This window comes from Streptococcus suis, from assembly GCF_016775005.1.
In the GTDB taxonomy this organism is placed as follows: domain Bacteria; phylum Bacillota; class Bacilli; order Lactobacillales; family Streptococcaceae; genus Streptococcus; species Streptococcus suivaginalis.
Window position 1 is genome coordinate 371,881 of record NZ_JAEUXI010000001.1, and the last position, 21,339, is coordinate 393,219.

Annotated in this window: 22 protein-coding genes and 1 riboswitch; of the genes, 3 read left to right on the forward strand and 19 right to left on the reverse strand. The window is 44.6% G+C overall.

Annotated features, from left to right (window positions below; all coding sequences use genetic code 11):
• The 9 genes from JNG37_RS01665 to JNG37_RS01705 all read right to left on the reverse strand — a co-directional run bounded on the left by JNG37_RS01665 (position 1) and on the right by JNG37_RS01705 (position 7,425).
• Positions 1-393, reverse strand: coding sequence for a DUF948 domain-containing protein (locus JNG37_RS01665; protein ID WP_187321604.1), 393 nt, complete (start codon positions 391-393; stop codon positions 1-3).
• Positions 393-1,178: a prolipoprotein diacylglyceryl transferase gene (lgt, locus tag JNG37_RS01670; protein ID WP_158455385.1), complete on the reverse strand. Its 786-nt coding sequence runs from the start codon at positions 1,176-1,178 to the stop codon at positions 393-395. Before lgt ends, JNG37_RS01665 begins: the two co-directional genes overlap by 1 nt.
• Positions 1,178-2,116, reverse strand: coding sequence for an HPr(Ser) kinase/phosphatase (gene hprK / locus JNG37_RS01675; RefSeq protein ID WP_158455387.1), 939 nt, complete (start codon positions 2,114-2,116; stop codon positions 1,178-1,180). Before hprK ends, lgt begins: the two co-directional genes overlap by 1 nt.
• Positions 2,117-2,260: 144 nt before the next feature.
• A complete protein-coding gene (locus tag JNG37_RS01680) occupies positions 2,261-2,527 on the reverse strand; it encodes a PspC domain-containing protein (RefSeq protein ID WP_158455389.1) in 267 nt (88 codons plus the stop codon).
• On the reverse strand, positions 2,511-3,281 hold the full coding sequence (locus tag JNG37_RS01685) for a hypothetical protein (protein WP_202848231.1): 771 nt from the start codon (positions 3,279-3,281) through the stop codon (positions 2,511-2,513). Before JNG37_RS01685 ends, JNG37_RS01680 begins: the two co-directional genes overlap by 17 nt.
• Positions 3,282-3,349: 68 nt before the next feature.
• Positions 3,350-3,784 carry a SprT family protein gene (locus JNG37_RS01690; protein WP_158455393.1) on the reverse strand — a complete coding sequence of 145 codons (435 nt, stop codon included), beginning with the start codon at positions 3,782-3,784 and terminating at the stop codon, positions 3,350-3,352.
• Complete coding sequence (locus tag JNG37_RS01695; protein WP_158455395.1) at positions 3,771-5,900, reverse strand: Tex family protein; 2,130 nt, start codon at positions 5,898-5,900, stop codon at positions 3,771-3,773. The genes JNG37_RS01690 and JNG37_RS01695 overlap by 14 nt, the downstream gene beginning before the upstream one ends.
• An 86-nt stretch (positions 5,901-5,986) precedes the next feature.
• Entirely contained in the window at positions 5,987-6,829 is an 843-nt protein-coding gene (locus tag JNG37_RS01700; RefSeq protein WP_158455397.1) for an aldo/keto reductase, read from the reverse strand.
• 86 nt (positions 6,830-6,915) lie between these two features.
• The gene (locus JNG37_RS01705) at positions 6,916-7,425 is read right to left on the reverse strand and encodes a QueT transporter family protein (RefSeq protein WP_158455399.1); all 510 of its coding nucleotides are present in this window, start codon (positions 7,423-7,425) and stop codon (positions 6,916-6,918) included.
• Positions 7,423-7,525: riboswitch (PreQ1 riboswitch) on the reverse strand. (Overlaps the previous gene by 3 nt.)
• A gap of 29 nt (positions 7,526-7,554) precedes the next feature.
• Between JNG37_RS01705 and JNG37_RS01710 the strand changes: the two genes are divergently transcribed.
• Positions 7,555-7,989 (forward strand): GtrA family protein, encoded by a 435-nt coding sequence (locus tag JNG37_RS01710; protein ID WP_158455401.1) that lies wholly within the window; start codon positions 7,555-7,557, stop codon positions 7,987-7,989.
• Positions 7,990-8,010: 21 nt separating this feature from the next.
• Here the strand turns inward: JNG37_RS01710 and JNG37_RS01715 are convergent, their stop codons facing one another.
• From JNG37_RS01715 to metK, 6 genes are all read right to left on the reverse strand, one after another.
• Complete coding sequence (locus JNG37_RS01715; RefSeq protein ID WP_158455403.1) at positions 8,011-8,934, reverse strand: YihY/virulence factor BrkB family protein; 924 nt, start codon at positions 8,932-8,934, stop codon at positions 8,011-8,013.
• A 42-nt stretch (positions 8,935-8,976) separates the two neighbouring features.
• Positions 8,977-9,837 carry a methionyl aminopeptidase gene (locus JNG37_RS01720; protein WP_158455405.1) on the reverse strand — a complete coding sequence of 287 codons (861 nt, stop codon included), beginning with the start codon at positions 9,835-9,837 and terminating at the stop codon, positions 8,977-8,979.
• Positions 9,824-10,411 (reverse strand): GNAT family N-acetyltransferase, encoded by a 588-nt coding sequence (locus JNG37_RS01725; protein WP_158455407.1) that lies wholly within the window; start codon positions 10,409-10,411, stop codon positions 9,824-9,826. Before JNG37_RS01725 ends, JNG37_RS01720 begins: the two co-directional genes overlap by 14 nt.
• A 51-nt stretch (positions 10,412-10,462) precedes the next feature.
• A complete protein-coding gene (locus JNG37_RS01730; protein WP_158455409.1) occupies positions 10,463-11,722 on the reverse strand; it encodes a UDP-N-acetylglucosamine 1-carboxyvinyltransferase in 1,260 nt (419 codons plus the stop codon).
• Between the two features lie 118 nt (positions 11,723-11,840).
• Entirely contained in the window at positions 11,841-12,437 is a 597-nt protein-coding gene (locus JNG37_RS01735) for an NAD(P)H-dependent oxidoreductase (RefSeq protein WP_158455572.1), read from the reverse strand.
• A gap of 35 nt (positions 12,438-12,472) precedes the next feature.
• Positions 12,473-13,666 carry a methionine adenosyltransferase gene (gene metK / locus JNG37_RS01740; RefSeq protein ID WP_158455411.1) on the reverse strand — a complete coding sequence of 398 codons (1,194 nt, stop codon included), beginning with the start codon at positions 13,664-13,666 and terminating at the stop codon, positions 12,473-12,475.
• Positions 13,667-14,299: 633 nt separating this feature from the next.
• Between metK and JNG37_RS01745 the strand changes: the two genes are divergently transcribed.
• Positions 14,300-17,164 carry a GBS Bsp-like repeat-containing protein gene (locus tag JNG37_RS01745; protein ID WP_202848232.1) on the forward strand — a complete coding sequence of 955 codons (2,865 nt, stop codon included), beginning with the start codon at positions 14,300-14,302 and terminating at the stop codon, positions 17,162-17,164.
• A gap of 40 nt (positions 17,165-17,204) precedes the next feature.
• Here JNG37_RS01745 and JNG37_RS01750 read toward each other — a convergent pair whose 3' ends face one another.
• From JNG37_RS01750 to JNG37_RS01760, 3 genes are read right to left on the reverse strand one after another with little or no spacing between them, the layout of a single operon-like run.
• The gene (locus tag JNG37_RS01750) at positions 17,205-17,672 is read right to left on the reverse strand and encodes a deoxycytidylate deaminase (RefSeq protein ID WP_158455415.1); all 468 of its coding nucleotides are present in this window, start codon (positions 17,670-17,672) and stop codon (positions 17,205-17,207) included.
• A gap of 10 nt (positions 17,673-17,682) precedes the next feature.
• On the reverse strand, positions 17,683-18,438 hold the full coding sequence (locus JNG37_RS01755; RefSeq protein ID WP_158455417.1) for a hypothetical protein: 756 nt from the start codon (positions 18,436-18,438) through the stop codon (positions 17,683-17,685).
• 8 nt (positions 18,439-18,446) lie between these two features.
• The gene (locus JNG37_RS01760; RefSeq protein ID WP_158455419.1) at positions 18,447-19,481 is read right to left on the reverse strand and encodes a M42 family metallopeptidase; all 1,035 of its coding nucleotides are present in this window, start codon (positions 19,479-19,481) and stop codon (positions 18,447-18,449) included.
• A 65-nt stretch (positions 19,482-19,546) separates the two neighbouring features.
• Between JNG37_RS01760 and birA the strand changes: the two genes are divergently transcribed.
• Positions 19,547-20,482 (forward strand): bifunctional biotin--[acetyl-CoA-carboxylase] ligase/biotin operon repressor BirA, encoded by a 936-nt coding sequence (birA, locus tag JNG37_RS01765; RefSeq protein ID WP_158455421.1) that lies wholly within the window; start codon positions 19,547-19,549, stop codon positions 20,480-20,482.
• Here birA and JNG37_RS01770 read toward each other — a convergent pair.
• On the reverse strand, positions 20,463-20,657 hold the full coding sequence (locus JNG37_RS01770; RefSeq protein ID WP_158455423.1) for a DUF3272 family protein: 195 nt from the start codon (positions 20,655-20,657) through the stop codon (positions 20,463-20,465). The genes birA and JNG37_RS01770 overlap by 20 nt on opposite strands.
• Positions 20,658-21,339: the final 682 nt, after the last annotated feature.

Genomic DNA, 21,339 nt, shown 5'->3' on the forward strand with positions numbered 1-21,339 from the left:
TTACTTTCCTTTCTTTCCCAAGAGGGAGGATACTGTACTAACTGCTGAAAGAATACCTCCAGCCTTGGCTGTGGATTTACCTGCAGCAGTCGCTTTTTGCGTTAAGTTACGGGCTGAACTGTTGAGATCTGAAACAGAGGTTGATAGATCTGCAACTGCAACGAACAAAGGATCGAGCGTAGATACTTTTCCATTGACGTCTTCTACCAATACGTTTGTCTTAGCCAGCAATTCGTTGGCTTGGTAAAGGGTTACGTTGACATCACTAGTCAAGACCTTGAGGGTTTGTTGGGCTTCTTCTACAACGGCTGTAACCTTGCGGAGCAAGAGAATCAAGTAGATAGCAATACCAACAAAGGATAGGGCAATCAAAAGGACTGCAATTTCAATCATCATTCTTCTCCTTTTTCATAATAGGGAATACTGCTGTCGGATCTTCGATAGATAAATAGGGCTAATCCGACTAGAATCAAGAGGGCTGATAGCCATTGCGACACACGTAATCCCATAAAGAGAAGACTATCTGTTCGCATACCTTCAATCAACATCCGACCACTTCCGTACCATACCATATAGAAGAAGAGGATGTCACCCCGTTTAAGAAACTGAGGTTTCCGTCTTAGCCAGCAAATCACGGCAAAGCCAAGCAGATTCCACAGGGATTCATATAAAAAGGTGGGAGTCCGATAGGCTCCATCAATATACATTTGATCACGGATAAAAGCTGGTAGATAGTTCAAGTTTTCCACTGCCTGTCCGTATGCCTCTTGGTTGAAAAAATTTCCCCAGCGGCCAATGGCTTGTGCCAATAAGACTGACGGAGCAACAATATCCAAGAAATCAAGCGTGTTGATGAAACGGCGACGGGTAAAGAAATAAAGAACCAAGGCTCCTGCAATGAGGCCGCCATAGATAGCAATTCCACCATTCCAAATGGCAAAGATAGAGGCTAGATTATCTTTATAGGTGTCCCAAGAAAAGGCCACATAGTAAAATCTTGCTCCGACCAAGGAAAGGGGGAAACCGATGAGAATAAAATCGTAGATATCGTCAGCTTGGATCCGTCTTTTGGGTGCCTCCTTGGCAGCAAGATAGACACCTAGAATCAGCCCAGTCAAAATACAGATGGCATACCAGCGTATTTGGAGGGGGCCAAGTTGGATGGCAATGGGATCCATTAGTTCACCTCCTCTTCCTTATTGGATTCAATGAGGTTAGCGAGGCGCTCTTCAAAACTCTTGGTTGCATCGTAGCCCATCTGTTTAGCACGATAATTCATCGCAGCAGCTTCAATGACAACTGAAATGTTTCTGCCAGTCTTGACTGGGATGCGAATTTGGGGAATAGAGATTCCTGCAATTTCAATTGTATCTCCGCCGTTTCCTAAACGATCAAAAATCTTGCCTGTTTCATAATTTTCCAGATAAACAGCTAGTTGAACTTCGGATGATTCTTTAACGGCACTGGCTCCATACAAACTCATGATGTCGATAATACCAACTCCACGAATTTCTAATAAGTGGCGCAAGATTTCCGCAGGCTCGCCCCAAAGAGTCACATCATCTTTTGCATAGACATCGACACGGTCATCTGCAACGATTCGGTGGCCACGTTTGACCAACTCAAGGCCAGTCTCACTCTTACCAATTCCAGAGTCGCCCTGAATTAAAACCCCCATACCATAGATATCCATCAAGACGCCGTGAACGCTGGTCCTCTGGGCCAAACGGCTGTCTAGATAAGAGGACAATTCTCCTGATAGGCGACTGGTTGCAGATTGGCCTTGTAAGATAGCAATGCCTTCTTCTTTAGCGGCGCGGTACATTTCTTCTGGAATTTCCAAACCGCGTGCAACAATCACAACTGGGGTCTGAGGCTGGAACATTTGGCGTAAAACCTGATAGCGGTTGTGGGCTGTCATGGCCATCAAATAGGACCACTCCTTCATCCCGATCAGCTGGATCCGTTCTGGGGAGTAATAATCAAAATAGCCCGTCATTTCCAAACCTGGACGTGAGATGTCTGATGTGGTGATTTCTTTTTGCAACAAGGCATCCGTCGAATACATGGGCTGAACACGAAGATTTTCAAGCAAATCTTTCACAAAAACTGTCATAGAGCCCTCCTTTTCTTTTTTCCTATTATAACATAAGCTCGCTTGACTTGAACAGTTGAAGGGACCCTTCTGGAAGTATTTTTCAGAAAGAAAAGCCCACATCCGTTTCAGATGGGGCATCTCTGTATCAGCTCATTCTCCACCTTATTTTTCAGACGACAGAGACTCAGCTTCTTTTATTTTTCGCGGTCCCAAGCCAAACTGTTCTGCTTCCCAATCCTCTCTATAAGGAAGGGCAAAACCTAAAATTAGATAGGTCAACAGTAGGCCCATTCCCAGTCTGCCCGAAAAAGCAACTAAAAGTACAAAAGCCCAGCGTAGGACGGATACATTCCATGAAAATTTATCTGCCAAGCCTGCAAGAACCCCTCGCCAAACCTGACCCGTCCGTTTTCTAAAAAGCTTTAACAATTTCTTTTCCTCCTTTTAGCGTAATCGGGCTCCGATCTGTTTGAATTCGGACAAAAGCAGTTTCCTGACCAGCCCGATCACAAATAAAGGGATTCGCTATCTTTTTACGATTAATGATCGACTGACCACTTTTGGCTTCCATTTTCCCCTTGATCCCCAATTGCTTACCAAGGTTGAGATGAATGGGAGCCATTCTGACTTGGATAGACAGAGCCTGAGAACGACTACCGTCCAAGGTCAAACGAACGTCCTGTTGTTTTTCGTCCATCTGACTATGCACTGCCATATCTTCAAATGGAAGATAGTCCAGTCGCGCCTCCGCCTTTCCCAAATCCAAATCCAAAATGGACAACCAAGCCTCTGGCAAGGAAACCATTAATTGGCAACTAACTGCAGAAGAATAGTAAAGTCCCTTATTTTCTACAAAAAATTGTGGCAAGTCCTCTTCTCTAGTCTGACTAGGATAGACAATCTTGACCTGTAAATCGTCTGATTTGGATTTGCCAAAAACCACTTTTCCACTGGTCAATCGAATAAAGAGGGACTCAATGCCTTGAAACTGGTAAGCCTGTTGCCGCTTGGTCGATGAAAAGACCTTTAAACTCGGCAGAGAAAAAGATAGTTTGGCTTTTTCTTCCACAAACAACTGTTCTGGTCGCTCATCAAAGGTCAAAAAACAAGCCTTGGCTTCTTCCTTGGTTAAAACCCCTTTTTCATAGAGCTCCATCAAACGCTCTCTCTGTTGATAACTCATGATGTCACCTCAATTCCCTTATAGTATATCACATTTGTCCACAAAAAAATCAGCCCGAGGACTGATTCTTACCTGTCTTGCTTTAAAGCTCCTTTACAGCGCCCACAGCGGTATTTTTTTAGGTCAATACGGCGTCTCCGCTGGTAAATCTGCCCACAGGACTGGCAGGTGTACAACAGTGAAAGTTTGGCTGTCTGCTGGAGGCTGGGAGCATAGCGAAGGCCGTCCACCGCAACCAGTAGTTCCTTGAAGTCCTTATCCTTGTGCCGATAGCCTTTTTTCTCAAAGTAGAGATGATAATGGCAGAGCTCGTGGCGGACAATCTTACGAAAGACCTCTAAACCTTGCTCCTCCAAATGTTTGGGGTTAAAGTCCAAATTCCCATCTTTGGGAAAAAAGCGACCACCTGTCGACCGCAGTCGGCGATTCCAAACAGCTTGATGTCGAAATTCCTTACCGAAGTCCTCCAAGGACACCTGCTGCACATACTCAGTTAGATTCACGAGGAGCCACCAGGGTCAGGTTGACCTTCTCACGTTGCTCATCTAGCTTGTGGACCCATACAGTCACCAGGTCACCGACTGACACTACTTGGCTAGGGTGCTTGATGAAGTTCTTACTCATATTGGAGATGTGAATGAGCCCGTCCTCATGGATACCGATATCAACAAAGGCTCCAAAATCGACGACGTTGCGGACTACTCCTTCTAACTTCTGTCCGATTTGCAAATCTTTGAAGTCCAAGACATCTTGACGAAGGACGGGTGCTGTAAATTCATCCCGCATATCCCGACCAGGCTTGAGCAAGTCTGCGATGATGTCCTTCAAGGTCTCCTGACCGACACCAATTTTTTCAGCCGTTTCTGCGATAGTCACCTGCTTTAATTTTTCCTGCGCAGCTGCATCTATATGGTCAATGCCTAGGAGTGCCAACAAGTTCTCTACAGCCTTGTAAGACTCGGGGTGCACGCCAGTATTGTCCAAAAAGTTGGTCGCATCTGGAATCCTCAAGAAACCTGCAGCTTGCTCAAAGGCCTTATCGCCCAAACGCGGAACCTTCTTGAGCTGCTGACGCGAAGTCAGGGCACCATTTTCCTCGCGGTACTTGACGATGTTCTCCGAAATGGTCTTGTTAAGACCGGCCACGTGGGCAAGGAGGGCAGGACTGGCTGTATTGACATTGACACCGACCTGGTTGACCACCGTATCGACCACAAAGTCCAGACTTTCCGACAGGAGCTTCTGGTTGACATCGTGCTGGTACTGGCCGACACCAATCGACTTGGGATCGATTTTGACCAGCTCAGCCAGAGGGTCTTGCAGACGGCGGGCTATGGAAATGGCAGAGCGTTTTTCGACGGTCAGGTCTGGAAACTCTGTTCTCGCCAGTTCAGAAGCTGAGTAAACAGAGGCTCCGCTTTCATTGACGATGACATAAGAAACCGCTGGAAAATCCTTAAGCAAATCAGCAACGAAAGCCTCCGACTCACGGCTGGCAGTCCCGTTTCCGATGGCAATGATTTCCACTTGGTATTGCCCAATCAAGTCTGCCAAGTCTTTCTTGGCTTGGGCAATCTGGGCCTGAGAAGCAGGTTTGACAGGATGAATAACCTGGGTGGTCAAGAGTTTACCAGTCTGATCCACTACCGCCAACTTGGCCCCTGTCCGAAAGGCTGGGTCAAAGCCCAATACCATTTTTCCTTTTAAAGGCGGTACAAGGAGCAAGTTGCGCAGATTGTCTGAGAAGAGGGCGATGGCTCCTTCTTCTGCACTTTCCGTCAACTCGGTCCGAATGCGGCGCTCCATGGCTGGAATGATTTTTTTCTTAACAGCTTGATTGATGGCATCTGCGATGTAGGCATTTTTCTGCGGAAAACGGACTTCAAAGAAACGGATGATTTTATCTATATTATGCTCAAAACCAACTTTCAAGGCACCGATTTTCTCACCACGGTTAAGGGCCAGGGTCCGATAGCCCTGCATTTTGGCAACATTTTCAGAAAAATCATAGTACATCTGGAAGACTAGCTTTTCATCTGCTTCCTGATCTTTCAATTCGGAATACAGACTGGAATTGGTCTGGATTTCATGGTAGGTCCAAGCCCGAAGCTTGGCATCTTCTGAAATGGCTTCAACCAAGATGTCAACTGCCCCTGCTAGACAGGCTTGTGCCGTAGCAAAGCCGTCACAAATAAAGTTAGCCGCCTGCGTTTCCAAGTCAGCTACATTTTGCAAAATCAGACGTGCCAATGGAAACAGCCCTGCTTCACGCGCCACTGTTGCCTTAGTGCGGCGTTTTTCCTTATAAGGTAGGTAGAGTTCCTCGACATCTGCTAGCTTTTCCGCTTCTTCAATAGCCTGACGGAGTTGGTCGGACAACTTGCCTTGTTCTTCAATCTTGGCAAGAACCGTCTCTTTTCGGTCTGCCAAAGCCGTCAAAGCCTTGTCGCGATCAATAATGGCCTTGATGACCACCTCGTCCAAGTTCCCCGTTGCTTCCTTACGGTAGCGAGCGATAAAGGGAATGGTATTGCCTTCAGCTGTCAAGGTCAACACCGTATCGATTTGTTTCAAACTAACGCCCAATTCCTGGGCAATTTTCAAATATTTATCTTCCATACTTACTATTATAGCATGAAACAGGGGTAAATTTGCTTAATAGAAAAAGCATACGGCTCTACCGCATACTCTTTCCAATGAGTCAGTTAAAATCCTGCTTGGTCTGGATCCAGCCAGCCCTTAACTCCTTCAAGCTTATCCAACTGGGCTATAGCCTCAGGGCTAATCGACAGGTCAGCAATATCTAGGTTAGCCTTTATATTTTCTGGGCTGGTTGATTTTGGCAATGGCAGAAAGCCCTTATCTAAAGACCAAGCCAGTGCCAATTGAGCCACGCTGCAGCCTGCTTCTTTAGCTAGTTCTGCTGCTTCTTGGCTTTGGAAAAGTGTGCCTGTCCCAAATGGGCTATAGGCCTCCAAGAGAATGCCTTTGGCTTTGCAGTAGGCGACTAATTCTGTCTGAGGCGTTCCTGGTGCCAGCATGATCTGGTTGACCATGGGTGTGATTTCAGCCGTTTCAAGCAAGCTCTCAAGGTGATGTTCCATAAAGTTCGAGACACCAATAGCCTTGACCTTGCCTTCTTTGTAAAGGATTTCTAAGGCAGACCAAACTTGGGCATTCCTTTCTTTCCAGCCGATACCGTCACGAATAGCCTTCGGATTTGGCCAGTGGATAAGGAGTAGGTCCAGATAGTCCACTCCTAGCTTTGTCATAGACTCCTCAACAGATGCTAGCGTATCCTCCACACCGATCTTGTCATTCCAGACCTTTGTAGTCAGGAAAATGTCCTCACGAGCCAGTCCACTGTCTGCCAGTGCCTGTCCGACGCTAGCTTCATTGCCGTAAATCTGTGCCGTGTCAATGTGGCGATAGCCAGCTTCTAAGGCGTAGAGAACAGCACGGTGAGCCTCTTCTCCGTCAGGAATTTGCCAAGTCCCAAAACCAATTTTTGGAATGGTGACGCCGTTTGTTAATTGATAGGTTTCCATAGAAAGCCTCCTTGTTTTATTTCTTTTATTATAAACCAATTTGTCAGCACTTACAAAAGAAAAAGGCGACTAAAGCCGCCAATTCTTTACAAAGAAAGTCGTTTCGCAATACGTTCAATAACGAGGGAACCCACTAACAGAGACACTAGTTCCCCTGTTGCAGTTGTCAACCATGTCAGAAAGAAAGGCAAATCATACAGAACTTTCAATTCCAAAGCGATGGTAAACATAGTCGCCGCAAAAAAGAATGAGAAATAAAAGAATGCCTTATTAAACAAGCCACCAAAGAGGTAGTCTTTCTTGTATTTTTCAAAGAGGATAACCCCAACTGTGACAAAAATCAAGGTTGAAAATCCACCAACAAAAAGGTCAATCACCCCAAAACCAATCAAGTTTGAAATCATACAGCCGATGGTCACAGCGAAGATATATTTGCGATTATAGAAAGCCAAGAAATTGAGCATTTCTGACAAGCGGAACTGAATAGCACCAAATGACATGGCATTCAAGGGCGGTGTCAAGGTAAGAGCTACATAGATAGCCGCAATCAGAGCAATTTCTGCCATATCTTTGGCAGTCCATTTAGATGTTTTCATAAAAATTCTCCTTTAGCAAGATGCTTAAAATATGCTTGGGTAAAGTGAGCAAGCCCCAAGGGTCATTGATTTTCTCAACAACGTTGTCTAGTATAGCATAAATGAGAGAAAAATGATAGACTAGTTCTTATGAAAAAACTATTTTATCAACTCATACATAATGAAGTCATTCTTTATTTGATTGCAGGAGTCGCTGCAACACTTGTCTATATGGTCACTCGGATGGGGCTATTTTTAGTTATCCCTTCCATTCTCCTTGTTACCCTCTTGGCAAATGCTGTCGCCATTCTCTTTGCCTTCTGGACCAACGATCGGTTCGTTTTCAAACAGGATAGAGAGGGCTGGCCACAGCGTCTTGTCAAATTTGTATCTGCCCGTATCCTCACACTGGTTTTAGACATGTTTTTAGCCTATTTACTGGTACAAGCCTACCCACAATGGATTGGACAATTCGTCAACAATGACATCTCACTAGTCAACGCCATCGCGACACTCTTCTCACAAGTGCTGGTCATCGTACTCAACTATTTCTTGAGTAAGTTATTTATTTTTACAAAAAAATAGACTGGATTTTTTCCAGTCTATTTATGTTTCATCAACGTTGGTAAACCGTGCTTTTATCCTGTTCAAGATGGAGACGAAATCTCCATCCCGCGCGGTGAATTCTTCTACTTTCCGGCTTTGATAGGAAGCGTTTAGGACGGCTCCTACTATCAAGAGATTGGCCATAAAAACAAACCAGAGCATCAAAACTAGGAAGATAACTGAGGTCACAAATCGAAAATCCAAGAGTTTGCTGGCATAGGCATCCACATACAAGCCAAACAAGCGTCCTACCGTTCCAAGGGTAAGGACGACAAAGATTGCTCCTGGCAGGACATAGCGGATTTTTCGGATACGGACATTTGGCAAGAAGAAATACAGCATGAGCAGGGCTACAAATAGGACTATCAAGGCCAGGTATTGACTCTGACTCACCAAACTGGCCCATAATTTACTTTCAATTCCAAACTGCCGCGTCAATAACTGAGCCAGGCTATTTCCAAAGGCAAGGACAAGGGCTCCCAAGGTGATAATGATCTGTAGACCAATGCCTAAAAATATCCCCACCAAGCGCCCGATGATAAAGTCCCTATGCTTACTGACTCCATAAGCCTTATTGACTGCCTTTTGTAAGACCGACATGCTCTTTGAAATCGTCCAGAGAGTGGTCAGGATGGAAAAGCCCAACCAGGTATTGGAAGGCTGGGTCAACACATTGGTCACAATATGAACCACACTAGGGTAGAGACTGGCAGGAAATAGGTCTTCCAAGATGGTCAAAATCTGCGTCACATCGATAGACAGATAAGGCAGCAAACTTCCAAGGGTCATTAAGATGGGGAAAATGGAAATAATCAGATAGTAAGCTACTGCCACACTTGTCAATTCCAATTCTGCCGATTGATAAAACGCAAAAAAGGAGGAAATGAAGTCGAGACACTTGCTTTTCCAACTCGTCTTCTTCATGTTTTCCTCCTTTCAATTGCATTTCAACTCAATTGCACTTCGTTAGTAGCTACCTTCTTCTCCTTGGCTAGTCAAAATAACTGGTCCATCCTTGGTAATGACAAATTGGTGTTCGTACTGGCAAGACAAGCCACCATCAAGCGTCTTATGAGCCCAACCTGTCTTCATATCAGTATCGATTTCCCAAGTACCTGTATTAATCATTGGCTCGATGGTCAAAACCATGCCCTCACGCAAGCGAAGTCCACGTCCTTTTGTTCCGTAGTGAGGAACCATTGGCTCTTCGTGGAAGGTTGGACCAACTCCATGACCGACTAAGTCACGAACAACACCATAACCAAGTCCTTCGGCATATTCTTGGATAGCCGCACCGATATCACCGATACGATTGCCAACAACTGCTTGCTCAATACCGCGATATAAGCATTCCTTGGTCACATCCATCAAATTTTGTACTTCTTCCGAAACCTGACCTACTGCATAGGCCCAGCAGGAATCCGCACAACCACCACGATAAGATTGGGTGATTTTCTTCATAGCCTTGACATCATTAAAATTGAGCTTAGACACGTCAACAACTGATTTGTCCAATGGCTCACTGAGAACCATATCGACCTTGAGCAAATCCCCTTCTTTCAGTTTGTAATGACGTGGGAAGGCATGGGCCACTTCATCGTTGAGCCCACAACAAGTCGCATATGGATAGTCCATCAACTCACCATCAACACCAATTTGAAGAGGCAGGACATTTTTCTCTTTACAGGTTTTGCGGACATATTCTTCTACTTCCCACATGTCCACACCTGGTTTAATCAGGTCACGCAAACCAATATGGATACCCGCTAGCACATCACCAGCACGGTTCATTGCATCAATTTCTCGTTGTGATTTAATGGTAATCATCTTTTTCCCCTATTTCTTCTGTCAGTTGCTGATAGCTAGTCTGGCTTAACCCAAACAAGCAATACTTGCGCACCTTATGACTATAACGGTCGCTTCCCTTATAGGAACGAATGAGTTGGAAGCCCGCGCGTTTGGCGACGGCCTGACTGGCTCGGTTCTCTTCATGGGTAACCAGCGCCAATTCTCTCAATTGCAAGGCGTTAAAAGCTAGAAAGACCAACGTTTTAAGGGCTTCTGTCATCAAGCCTTTTCCTCTGAAGTCTTTCCTAAGCAAATAGCCTATTTCAGCCTGGCGACTGCCTTCTTGGATTTTTTCAAACCGAATCATCCCAATTAAGCACCCTGTTTCCTTGTCTTCCATCCCCCAGACTCCAAGAGGAGCTTGCATTCCCTCACGAACAAGGGCCTCTGTCGCTTCTTCCTTATCAAGAATAGCTGGAAATACAAAGGCCAGATTTTCAGGGTCCGAAACAAGCTGATAAAAATCCTCAACATCCGAAAATCGCAAGGGACGAAGATAGAGGCGCGGAGTCTCCATCTCTGCAAAGGCTGCAAGTTCTTTCCAAATTATCATCTTCTACCTAAGAGGCTGGACCAGAGTCCAGCCTCATTTTTTTTGCCTGACTTAGTCTTCAATCAACTGGATATCCGCACCTAAGTCTTGTAATTTTTCAATAATGTTTGAATACCCACGCAGGATAAATTCGATATTGGTGATCTCCGTTTGACCTTCGGCCATCAAGCCAGCAATGACCATAGCAGCACCAGCACGCAAATCAGTTGCCTTCACAGATGCTCCCTTTAGTTGGTTTGGGCCTTGATAGGCAATATGGTTGCTGCGTGTACGGATATCTGCTCCCATCCGTGCCAACTCTTGCACGTGACCAACCCGTTTTTCATAAATGGTATCCGTAATACTGCCACTGCCCTCTGCTTTCAAAAGAAGCGGCGTCAGAGGCTGTTGTAGGTCTGTCGCAAAACCAGGGTATGGTGCAGTTTTCACGCTAACAGCTTTCAGTTTCTCTTGTTTTTCAACAAAGATACTATCTTCAGAAATCGTCATCCGTACACCCATCGCTTCCAACTTGGCAATAAAGCTTTCCAAGTGTTCGTAAAGCACATTGTCAATCTGGATGCCTTCTCCGACAGCGGCAGCCAAGGCAATATAGGTTCCTGCTTCAATCCGGTCTGGAATTACCTGATGGCGAGTACCATGAAGACTATCCACACCTTCGATGGTAATCACATCTGTACCAGCACCACGAATATGAGCTCCCATGTTATTCAAAAGAGTTGCCACATCAATGATTTCTGGCTCACGCGCAGCATTTTCAATGACCGTACGGCCTTCTGCTTTTACAGCTGCCAAAATCGTATTTATAGTTGCTCCAACACTGACAACATCCATGAAGATATGGGCTCCATGAATACGACTACCGTTGGTCGAGAGGCGCATATTAGTGCCTTCATAGGTTACCTCTGCTCCCATGGCTTCGAAGGCTTTCAAATGCAAATCAATCGGACGAGGGCCGAGATCACATCCTCCCGGCAATCCGACAACGGCTTGACCATAACGACCTAAGAGCGAACCGTAGAAATAATAGGAAGCGCGTAGGCTATTGATTTTACCGAAAGGCATAGGCATGTCTTTCACACCACGAGGATCGATTTCAAGAGTTTCACCATCACGCTTGACACTTGCTCCCATGGTTTCCATAATATCAATCAAACTATCCACATCCGAGATAGCCGGAACACCGTCTAGAGTGACGATCCCATCTGCTAGAATAATGGCTGGAATCAAGGCAACAACTGAGTTTTTAGCTCCACTCACTGTTACATTTCCTTTTAAGGTGCGACCACCATTGATAACAATCTTTCTCATACTTTCGAATCACTTTCCTGTTTTTGCCCAAAAGGGCATACATTTCATTTTATCATAATAAAACTGATTAAGCTAGGTTAATGCATAAAAAGGCAACGTTTCCATTGCCTTTTTCTTTTTATATGATGGATTCAATCACCTTTTCAGCATGTTGTAGATAGGTTTCCAGTTGGTCTCGCTCCAAATAAGGAACCCGACCATAGAAGATATGGTCTAGAACCTGACAGTCGTTACTATTAAATAGCCAATCGGATGTCAAGGTCTTCATGGCTTGATCAATAGGCGTCAAACTGCCATCTTCATTTTGAGGTTGACCAGTCGGCGTGAAAAAGAGGGCCTTTTTCTGGGCAAAGCGTTTGCGGGGTTCATCCGATTCAAAGCTATAAGCAAAGCCGTGTTGAAAGACACGATCAATGTAGCCTTTCATAATAGCTGGCATGCCATTCCACCATGATGGGAAAATATAGATCAGCAGATCGCTTTCTTCAATCAAGTTCATTTCAATCTGAACATCTGCCGGGTAGGTATCTGACTGTCGAACAAAGCGTCCTTCTTCGATATGGATGGTATCTGGTCCCATCAAAATGGGATCAAACTCCAAAGCATATAAGTCGCGAACAGTCACTTCTGCTCCGCCTTTTTTCAAAGCCCCTTCAACTCGTTTCGCCAAGGAATGGGTAAAGCTTTCTTTTCTCGGATGTGCAAATACTATCAAGGCCTTCATCTTTTCACTCCTACTGCCCTATCTCTTTAATCCTGAATGGCTGCTAGCAATTGTTCTACCTTGTCTAATTTCTCCCATGGGAGATCAATGTCGGTACGCCCCATGTGTCCATAGGCTGCAGTTTGCTTGTAAATCGGACGTTTGAGGTCCAGCATTTGAATAATGCCAGCTGGGCGCAAATCGAAAATCTGACGAACAGCTGCTTCCAATTTGCTTTCCGCTACTGTACTCGTACCGAAGGTATCGATGCGAACTGAAACTGGATGAGCAACACCGATAGCGTAAGCCAATTGAACTTCAGCCTTTTTAGCCAAACCAGCTGCGACGATATTTTTAGCGATGTAGCGTGCCGCATAAGATGCAGAACGGTCCACTTTGGTCGCATCCTTACCAGAGAAGGCACCGCCACCATGACGAGAATAACCACCATAGGTATCAACGATGATCTTACGACCTGTCAAACCAGAGTCCCCTTGAGGTCCACCAATAACAAAGCGACCAGTTGGGTTGATAAAATAGTTGGTTTGATCATCCAAATATTGAGCTGGAATGATTTCCTTGATCACACGTTCAATGACATCCTGACGAATTTGCTCCTGGCTAACTTCTGGATCATGCTGAGTCGAAATAACGACTGTATCCACACGAACAGGTTGATTGTCTTCATCGTATTCAACCGTTACCTGTGACTTAGCATCTGGACGGAGATAAGCAATTTCACCAGATTTTCTCAACTCGGCCAAACGACGCACCAATTTGTGACTAAGTGAAATTGGCAACGGCATAAGTTCAGGCGTTTCATCTACTGCAAAACCAAACATGAGCCCCTGGTCACCTGCACCAATCAAATCCAATGGATCTTGACTAGCATCTTGACGAGTTTCCAAAGCTTCATTGACGCCTTGGGCAATATCTGGCGATTGCTCTACAAGTGACGGATGAACCCCAACCGACTCAGCTGAAAAACCATACTCACCTTTTGTATAGCCAATCTCCGCAATCGTGTCACGTACCACACGGTTAATATCCACATAGGCAGTGGTTGAAATCTCTCCAAAGACATGAACACTACCTGTATAAACAGCCGTCTCTGCCGCTACGTGCGCATCTGGATCCTCTGCTAAAATAGCGTCCAAAATAGCATCTGAAATCTGGTCTGCAATCTTATCCGGATGACCCTCCGAAACAGATTCAGACGTAAACAACTTACGTTCTGACATAAAAATGTCCCCCTTAAAATAGAATATATGCTAGAAAACTAGCGGGTTACTAAGGTTACAAAGAACTAGTCGAAGACTAGTTCTTTGCGAAAGACACCTGTCTTGAGCAAAGGAAAATCCTATTTGCGAAAGACTCCTGTCTTGAGCAAAGGAAAATCCTATTTGCGAAAGACTCCTGTCTTGAGCAAAGGAAAATCCTATTTGCGAAAGACACCTGTCTTGAGCAAGGGAAATCCTATTTGCGAAAGACTCCTGTCTTGAGCAAGGGAAACCCTATTTGCGAAAGACTCCTGTCTTGAACAAAGGAAAATTTCCAGATACTCAACGAGAAAGACAATACCAGACTGTATGAAATCAGCCTTATTTAAAGAAAATGGTTACTGAAGTGTAGTAAAGTTTTTACACTTACTATTCAATGTTACCAGCTTCTTTAATTGTGTTTCAAATATTTCTGCAAATATTAACTAGTCTATAAACTACCTTTTCGGGACTTAATAACTCTTCTAGTATAGCATACTCCTTTCATTCCTACTATGCATTTAGCGAAGATATTTTAAAAAAACTTATAATATTCCTAGAAAAAAAGCCTATTTTCTATTATAATGGTTTCAATACATTTTTTAGGGGAGTGTTATGAAAGTAAAAAACGCTATTTTCCTCGCTAGTAGCTCACTAGCCCTTTTTACGAGTCCACTCGTTGCAGCTGATCAGACCAGTCAAACTCTTCAGTCTGTTGAAAATGCAGCCATTTCTGTAACTGTTTCGAGCCAACAAACAGCAGACACTGTTCAATTAAGCTTATCAGGACCTAGTGATGGCAGCTTGACCAACCTTGCAACACGCTTGGTGTCAACGGATGGTCAGTCAATCCCTGTCAGCTTTAGCTTAGATGCCAGTGGTTTGTATATCGCACAAGTCAGCACCAGCCAATTGACAGCGAGCGAATGGCTACTTTATGCAACTGCGACTGACAAGCAAGGACAGACACTTTCCTTCCAACCAGCTGCCATTTCAATTCAATTGAACCAACCACTTGCTAGCTCTGAAGCAACAAGTACTGAAACTACAGCCGATCCTTCAACGGGAACTAGCACTTCTACGACAACAGCTTCTCAAACCGCTGCAATAACAAATGCAACGACTCCATCTTCGAGTACAATAGTGGCAAGTGTTAGCAAGTCAACTGCAACTTCCGTCACCGACGGCAAAAGTTCATCAACTGCAACTAGTACAAGTCAACTTCGCACTGCTGCTCAAGCTCGTGTCACCAGTTCAACCGCAACAAGCACGTCAGCTGCAAAGCCAAGCGCTAGTGTATCCATTGAAAATCTTGACCAAACCAAGGCTCAATTTGATGTGGTTGTAAAAAATGTCGTGAGTCCGAACGGGATCAAGACCATTCGAGTGCCTGTCTGGTCTGCTGAAAATGGCCAAGATGACATCATTTGGTATCCAGTAACAGATCAGGGAAATGGCACCTACCGCGTAACGGTTCAAGCCAAAAACCACAAGAACTCCCTTGGTACCTATCTTGCCCATGTTTATGTGGTCCCTCAGACAGGTAATCTGGTATATGTCGGTGAAACTAAGACCGTCCTTGAAAAGCAATCTGCTAAAGGAACCATTGCAGTTTCAAGTCCTGATCCAACAACTGGTACCTTCAAAGTACAAATCAACAATCTAGTCACACCAAACGGCATTCAGTCGGTATTCATTCCAACCTGGACAGATGCCAATGGCCAGGACGATATCGTTTGGCATCAAGCCACCAAGGCAACTGACGGCAGCTATTCTGTCACCATTTCACCTAGCCAACACAAGTCTGAAGATGGCAAGTACATCATTCACGCTTATGTGAAGAATAGCCAAGGCAAGATGGAATTCATTGGTAGCCAAACTGCGACCATCAACCGACCAAAGCCAAGCGCTAGTGTATCCATTGAAAATCTAGACCAAACCAAGGCTCAATTTGATGTGGTTGTAAAAAATGTCGTGAGTCCGAATGGAATCAAGACCATTCGAGTGCCTGTCTGGTCTGCTGAAAATGGCCAAGATGACATCATTTGGTACCCAGTCACAGATCAGGGAAATGGAACCTACCGCGTAACGGTTCAAGCCAAAAACCACAAGAACTCCCTTGGTACCTATCATGCCCATGTTTATGTGGTCCCTCAGACAGGTAATCTGGTATATGTCGGTGAAACTAAGACCGTCCTTGAAAAGCAATCTGCTAAAGGAACCATTGCTGTTTCAAGTCTTGATCCAACAACCGGTGCCTTCAAGGTACAAATCAACAATCTAGTTACACCAAACGGCATTCAGTCGGTATTCATTCCAACCTGGACAGATGCCAATGGTCAGGACGATATCGTTTGGCATCAAGCCACCAAGGCAACTGATGGTAGCTATGCTGTCACCATTTCACCTAGCCAACACAAGTCTGCAGATGGCAAGTACATCATCCACGCTTATGTGAAGAATAGCCAAGGCAAGATGGAATTCATTGGTAGCCAGTCAACAACTGTCAAACTACCAGCTATTAAAACAGCTGCATCCGTAGAAATTGCAAACCTCAATCACGAAAGAGGACAGTTTGATGTCATCGTATCCAATATCACAATTGCCAACGGTTTGAAAAAAGTTCAAGTTCCTGTTTGGTCTGGTATAGGTGGCCAGGACGATATCCAATGGTACGAAGCAAGCCTTCAAAGTGATGGAACTTATCTAGTAACTGTCCGAGCAAGCCAGCACAAGCACTCTGCTGGTAACTATCATGCCCATGTTTATCTGACAGATACTATTAATCAGCGAACCTTTGTTGGTGGTACTAGTATCGAATTAAACTACAAGCAGCAACCGTCACGGATTTTCATCGATGTAAGTAGTCACAATAATTACTTATCTGTAGCAGACTATCAGAAACTTTCTGCAAATGGAGTCGCTGGGGTTGTTGTAAAATTGACAGAAGGAACCAGTTATAAAAATCCATTTGCCCAATCTCAGGTCTCAAATGCATTAGCTGCTGGACTGAAAGTTTCAGTTTACCACTATTCTCACTTCACTTCAGCAAGTGATGCTCGCGCTGAAGCAACCTATTTTGTTGAAGAAGCTCGAAGACTCGGTTTGCCAAACACAACCCTCATGGTCAATGATATTGAAGAATACAAGACTCGTGCAAATATCAATTCCAATATGAAGGAATGGGAAAAGAGAATGAGAGAGCTTGGCTTTACCAATACCATTCATTACACAGGGGCGAGTTGGTTAGATAAAAACTCACTTGGAATTGTGGGTCCTATTGACACTTCCTTATTTGGAGCAGAGAATTTTTGGGTCGCTCAGTATCCCTATATCAATGGAATGTCGCCAGAAACTGCTATTCAAATGAACCTGCATTCACAGACTGCAGCTTGGCAGTTTACCTCAAAAGCAAAACTCCTACCTACTCATTCCAATTTCGATTTGAACCTAGACTACTCTGGACGCTTCACAAGATAATCGAACTAGACTCTACAAAAAAAAGCCCATAGGGCTTTTTTTATATAAATTCTGCATCTTGAATTGCTTTTTTAACGGTTTCCAACGGTAAATGAACCAACTCACACTCTTTTTCCTTGTAAAGATACTGGGCGTAATCATCCATTCGGTATTCGTTTATATAGACGACACGTTGGCAACCAACCTGAAGCAATTGCTTAGAACAATTAAGGCAGGGAAAATGGGTCACATAGGCAGTAAATCCATGTGGAATCCCCCTTTCTGCTCCCTGCAAGATGGCATTGACTTCCGCATGTAAGGTCCTAGCACAATGACCGTCAATCATAAGGCATTCCTGATCCAAGCAATGCTCTGTCCCTGAAACCGATCCATTGTAGCCTGTTGCCACAACCTTGTTGTCCTTGACCAAGACAGCACCGACTTTAGCACGTTTACAAGTCGCCCGATTGGCAATCAAGAGCGCCTGCGCCGCAAAATATTCATCCCAGGCTAAACGATTTGTTGACATGACTTACCTCCTAAAGTTTTTCACCTATAGTCGCATAAATCTCCGCCAAATCATGGCTAGTGATAATGCCTACTAAATCTTCTACTTCTAGGACAGTCCCATCCTTGCGCCGAGAAACCAGGACTGCCGCTTTTCGTGAACCTCCAACTGCTGTCACTTGCTCAATTAATTGGAACAGACTGGAGCTTGCGGGTAAGGTCAGAACACGCAGACTGGCTTCTTCACAAGCCAAGACTCTAGATAAGGGGGTCTTTTGTACCAATTCTTTCAAACTCGTTGACTCGTGAATGGACCTTGCCAACCAATTGCTGATTCCATTTTCAGATAGGAGACCCTGATAACCTGTCTGTGAAAAAAGGGGAAATTTTGAAAAATGCTCTCGATCCACCACTTCCAAAGCCTGTGAGAGGGGCGTTGTTATTGAGAAACTGATGGGACGAGCCTTCTGGCTGGACGCCAAATAGTCCGCCAGAGTAACTGGTGATTCATACTGGGCAATGACCTTTTCCAAGACAGCAATCAACTCTTGCGAAGGTTGGGCTACTTCTTTTAAACCAGTCCGTTTTTCATGGACCATGAGATTACGGAGCTGTCTGGCAACATAGAGATTGTCCCAATTGGCTTGAACGGGATTAATTGGACTTAAGTCTTTGGCTTTGGCCAACATGGAGCCAACATCCGCATAGTCCCCATCTGCAATACTACAAACTTTACGCAAGACCTTGTCTAGGTCATTATAGAGTTCTAAAAAGCGTTCTTCTTTCATATCCAACCTTACTTGACCAATTCAGATCGTAAATACGCATTTACCATCTTTTCAGTTGCCTCCACGGAATCAAGATGGGTCCGCTCGTAAGAATGGCTAGACTCGATTCCAGCCCCTAGAAGCGCATGCTTGACATCAGCTCCTGCTCGCATAGCTGCTGAAGCATCTGAGCCATAGTAAGGATAAATATCCAGCTTATACGGGATTCCATCTCTTTCAGCCAAGGCTACCAAGTGTTGACGGAATTCATAATGATAAGGTCCTGACCCATCCTTGACGCAGATAGAAACTGTGTATTCGTCAGTTTGCTGATCATCTCCCATTGCCCCCATATCGACCGCCAGATACTCAACCACCTGAGTAGGAATGCTAGAGTTGGCACCGTAGCCAATCTCTTCATTATTGGAGAAATAGAAATGGGTGGTATAAGGTAAGGTAATGCCCTCTTCCTTGTAAACCTTCAAAAGATGAAGCAAGATAGCGGCTGAAACCTTGTCATCCAGGTGACGACTCTTGATAAAGCCAGTTTCTGTCACAATGGTCCGTGGATCAAAGGAGATAAAGTCTCCGACTTCAATACCCAAGGCCCGCGTCTGATCTGCACTGGTCACTTTTTCGTCCAAACGAATTTCCATATTGGTCTGGTTGCGCTCAGCGGTGCAGGCATCTCGGTAGACATGGACTGAAGTTTGGTGCATCAAAATCGTACCTGTAAAGGTCTTACCATTCTTGGCACAATGAATTAAGCAGTTTTCTCCTTCAATAGAAGGATAGCCAAATCCTCCCACCAAATCCATTTTGAGTCGGCCGTCTGGCTTGACTGCACGCACCATGGCACCCAAAGTGTCCAGATGAGCAGTCAGCATCCGGTGCTCTTGGTCATTTTCCCCAGGAACTGTAACTAAAATGCCACCTTTAGCAGTCTTGATAGCCTCATAGCCGAAACCTTCCACTTCTGCCTTGATGTAGTTCATAATGTCCGTCGTAAAGCCTGTCGGGGACGGGGTGTTGGTCAGTTTGACGATGTAATCAAGTGTCTTCATGAAAACCTCCTTATTTGTAATCTATTATAACATGTTTTATGGCATTTTTTTGCTATAATAGGGATATGAAAACCTACCAGAAGATTTATTTACTTTTAGAAGAAAGACAAGACTACATCAGTGGTGAGGATTTGGCCCAGGAATTAGGGATTTCACGGACTTCTGTCTGGAAGGCTATCCGCCAGCTGGAGATGCAGGGCTTAACCATTGAAGCTGCTCGCAACCGTGGCTATAAGTTGGTTGATGGGGATTTGCTTCTTCCTGTAGCCATTTCGGAGGAGTTGGGATTGCCCGTCTACTTTAAGGCGGACAGCGATTCAACCCAGCTGGATGCCAAAAATGGGATTGAGAACAACCACCCCAGTCCTGCCCTGTACTTGGCTCCCCATCAAAACAAGGCCAAGGGACGATTTGGAAGGCCTTTTTATGCCTCCAAGTCAGGTGGTATCTACATGTCGCTCCGCCTTTCTCCAAACGTTCCCTTTCTTGCATTTAAGCCCTACACCATTCTAGCTGCAGCAGCCTTGATAAAAGCTATCATCCAACTGACAGGCTTGGATGTCCAGATCAAGTGGGTCAACGACATTTATTTAGGCAAGAAAAAAGTCGCTGGCATCCTGACCGAAGCTATCTCATCAATGGAAAGCCAGACCGTCACAGATGTGATCATCGGCGTTGGTATCAATGTCTTTATTGACGATTTTCCAAAAGAACTGCGCCGCACAGCTGGTAACCTCTTTGACCAAGAGCCAACTATTACCCGAAATCAACTCATCATCGCCTTTTGGAAAGCCTTTTTTGAAACAGATGAAAAAGAACTCATAGCTCTCTATAAAGAAAAATCACTCGTCGTTGGTAGACAAATGACATTTGTAGAAAATCAGGTAGAGTATAAGGGAACAGCCATAGCAGTGACTGACTCAGGCAATCTGGTCCTTCAACTAGAGGGCGGCCGCTCCAAAATCCTTTCTAGCGGTGAAATTAGTCTCCTTTCTTGGTAGTTTTTTCTACCAAATGGAGAAATTTCGTCACCTTGTAGGAAAAATAAAGATTGCGACCAACAAAGACAGCATAAATAGCAGCAAAAAGATAGTCTCCTGCCAATAATGATGCATTCATAAAATAAGTCGCAAAAGCCGTCACAAGGGCTAAAAAAATAAACTGTGGAATTCTCATAGGACTAGTATAGCAAAAAATCAGCTCAAGGGCTGTTTTTTTGTTAGACATGAAAACAATTTCAGAAAAAAACGTCAACTCGAACCACAAAAAAATCACTAGCAATTGCCAGTGATTTCTAGGAGATTATGAAAAATATTTAGGATTGAATACAGTATAACCCAAATCCAGTCCCCCCACATCCGACTTAAGACGGATATTACCTCAAGTCACAGAAAGTTTTAAAGAAATCTCCAACTTTTGAATCCGTTTTGAAAGAAGAATTTAGACAAACAAGGTTGCTTCAACGAGGCTGGGCTCAAGCCCATGACCACTTCTCAGAGTTCATGTCAACATCTCAGCGCAGTGGTTGATTGGCTTTAACAGTCCAGTGGACTGTTAAAGGTTCCCCAAACCTTTGGAGCTATACGGGGGCGGGAGTTCAAAAGGTCTGGGAGACCTTTTGAAGTAGGAGATAAAAACTGACGATAGTCAGCTCACATAATTCAAAGTCTGGGGATAGACTGTTTCAAATCAACAACTTAAAACGAGAAATTGTTGACGAACTCTTTTTTAGACTAGTCGAGTTCTTTCCCACTCCCGTTGAAGGTGGGAAATGGAGAGAACATAGTTCGCATCAAAAAAGTCCCCGCACCTACTTTGCTTTTATATTTTTGGGCGAAGGTTAAAAAGGTCCCCCGGA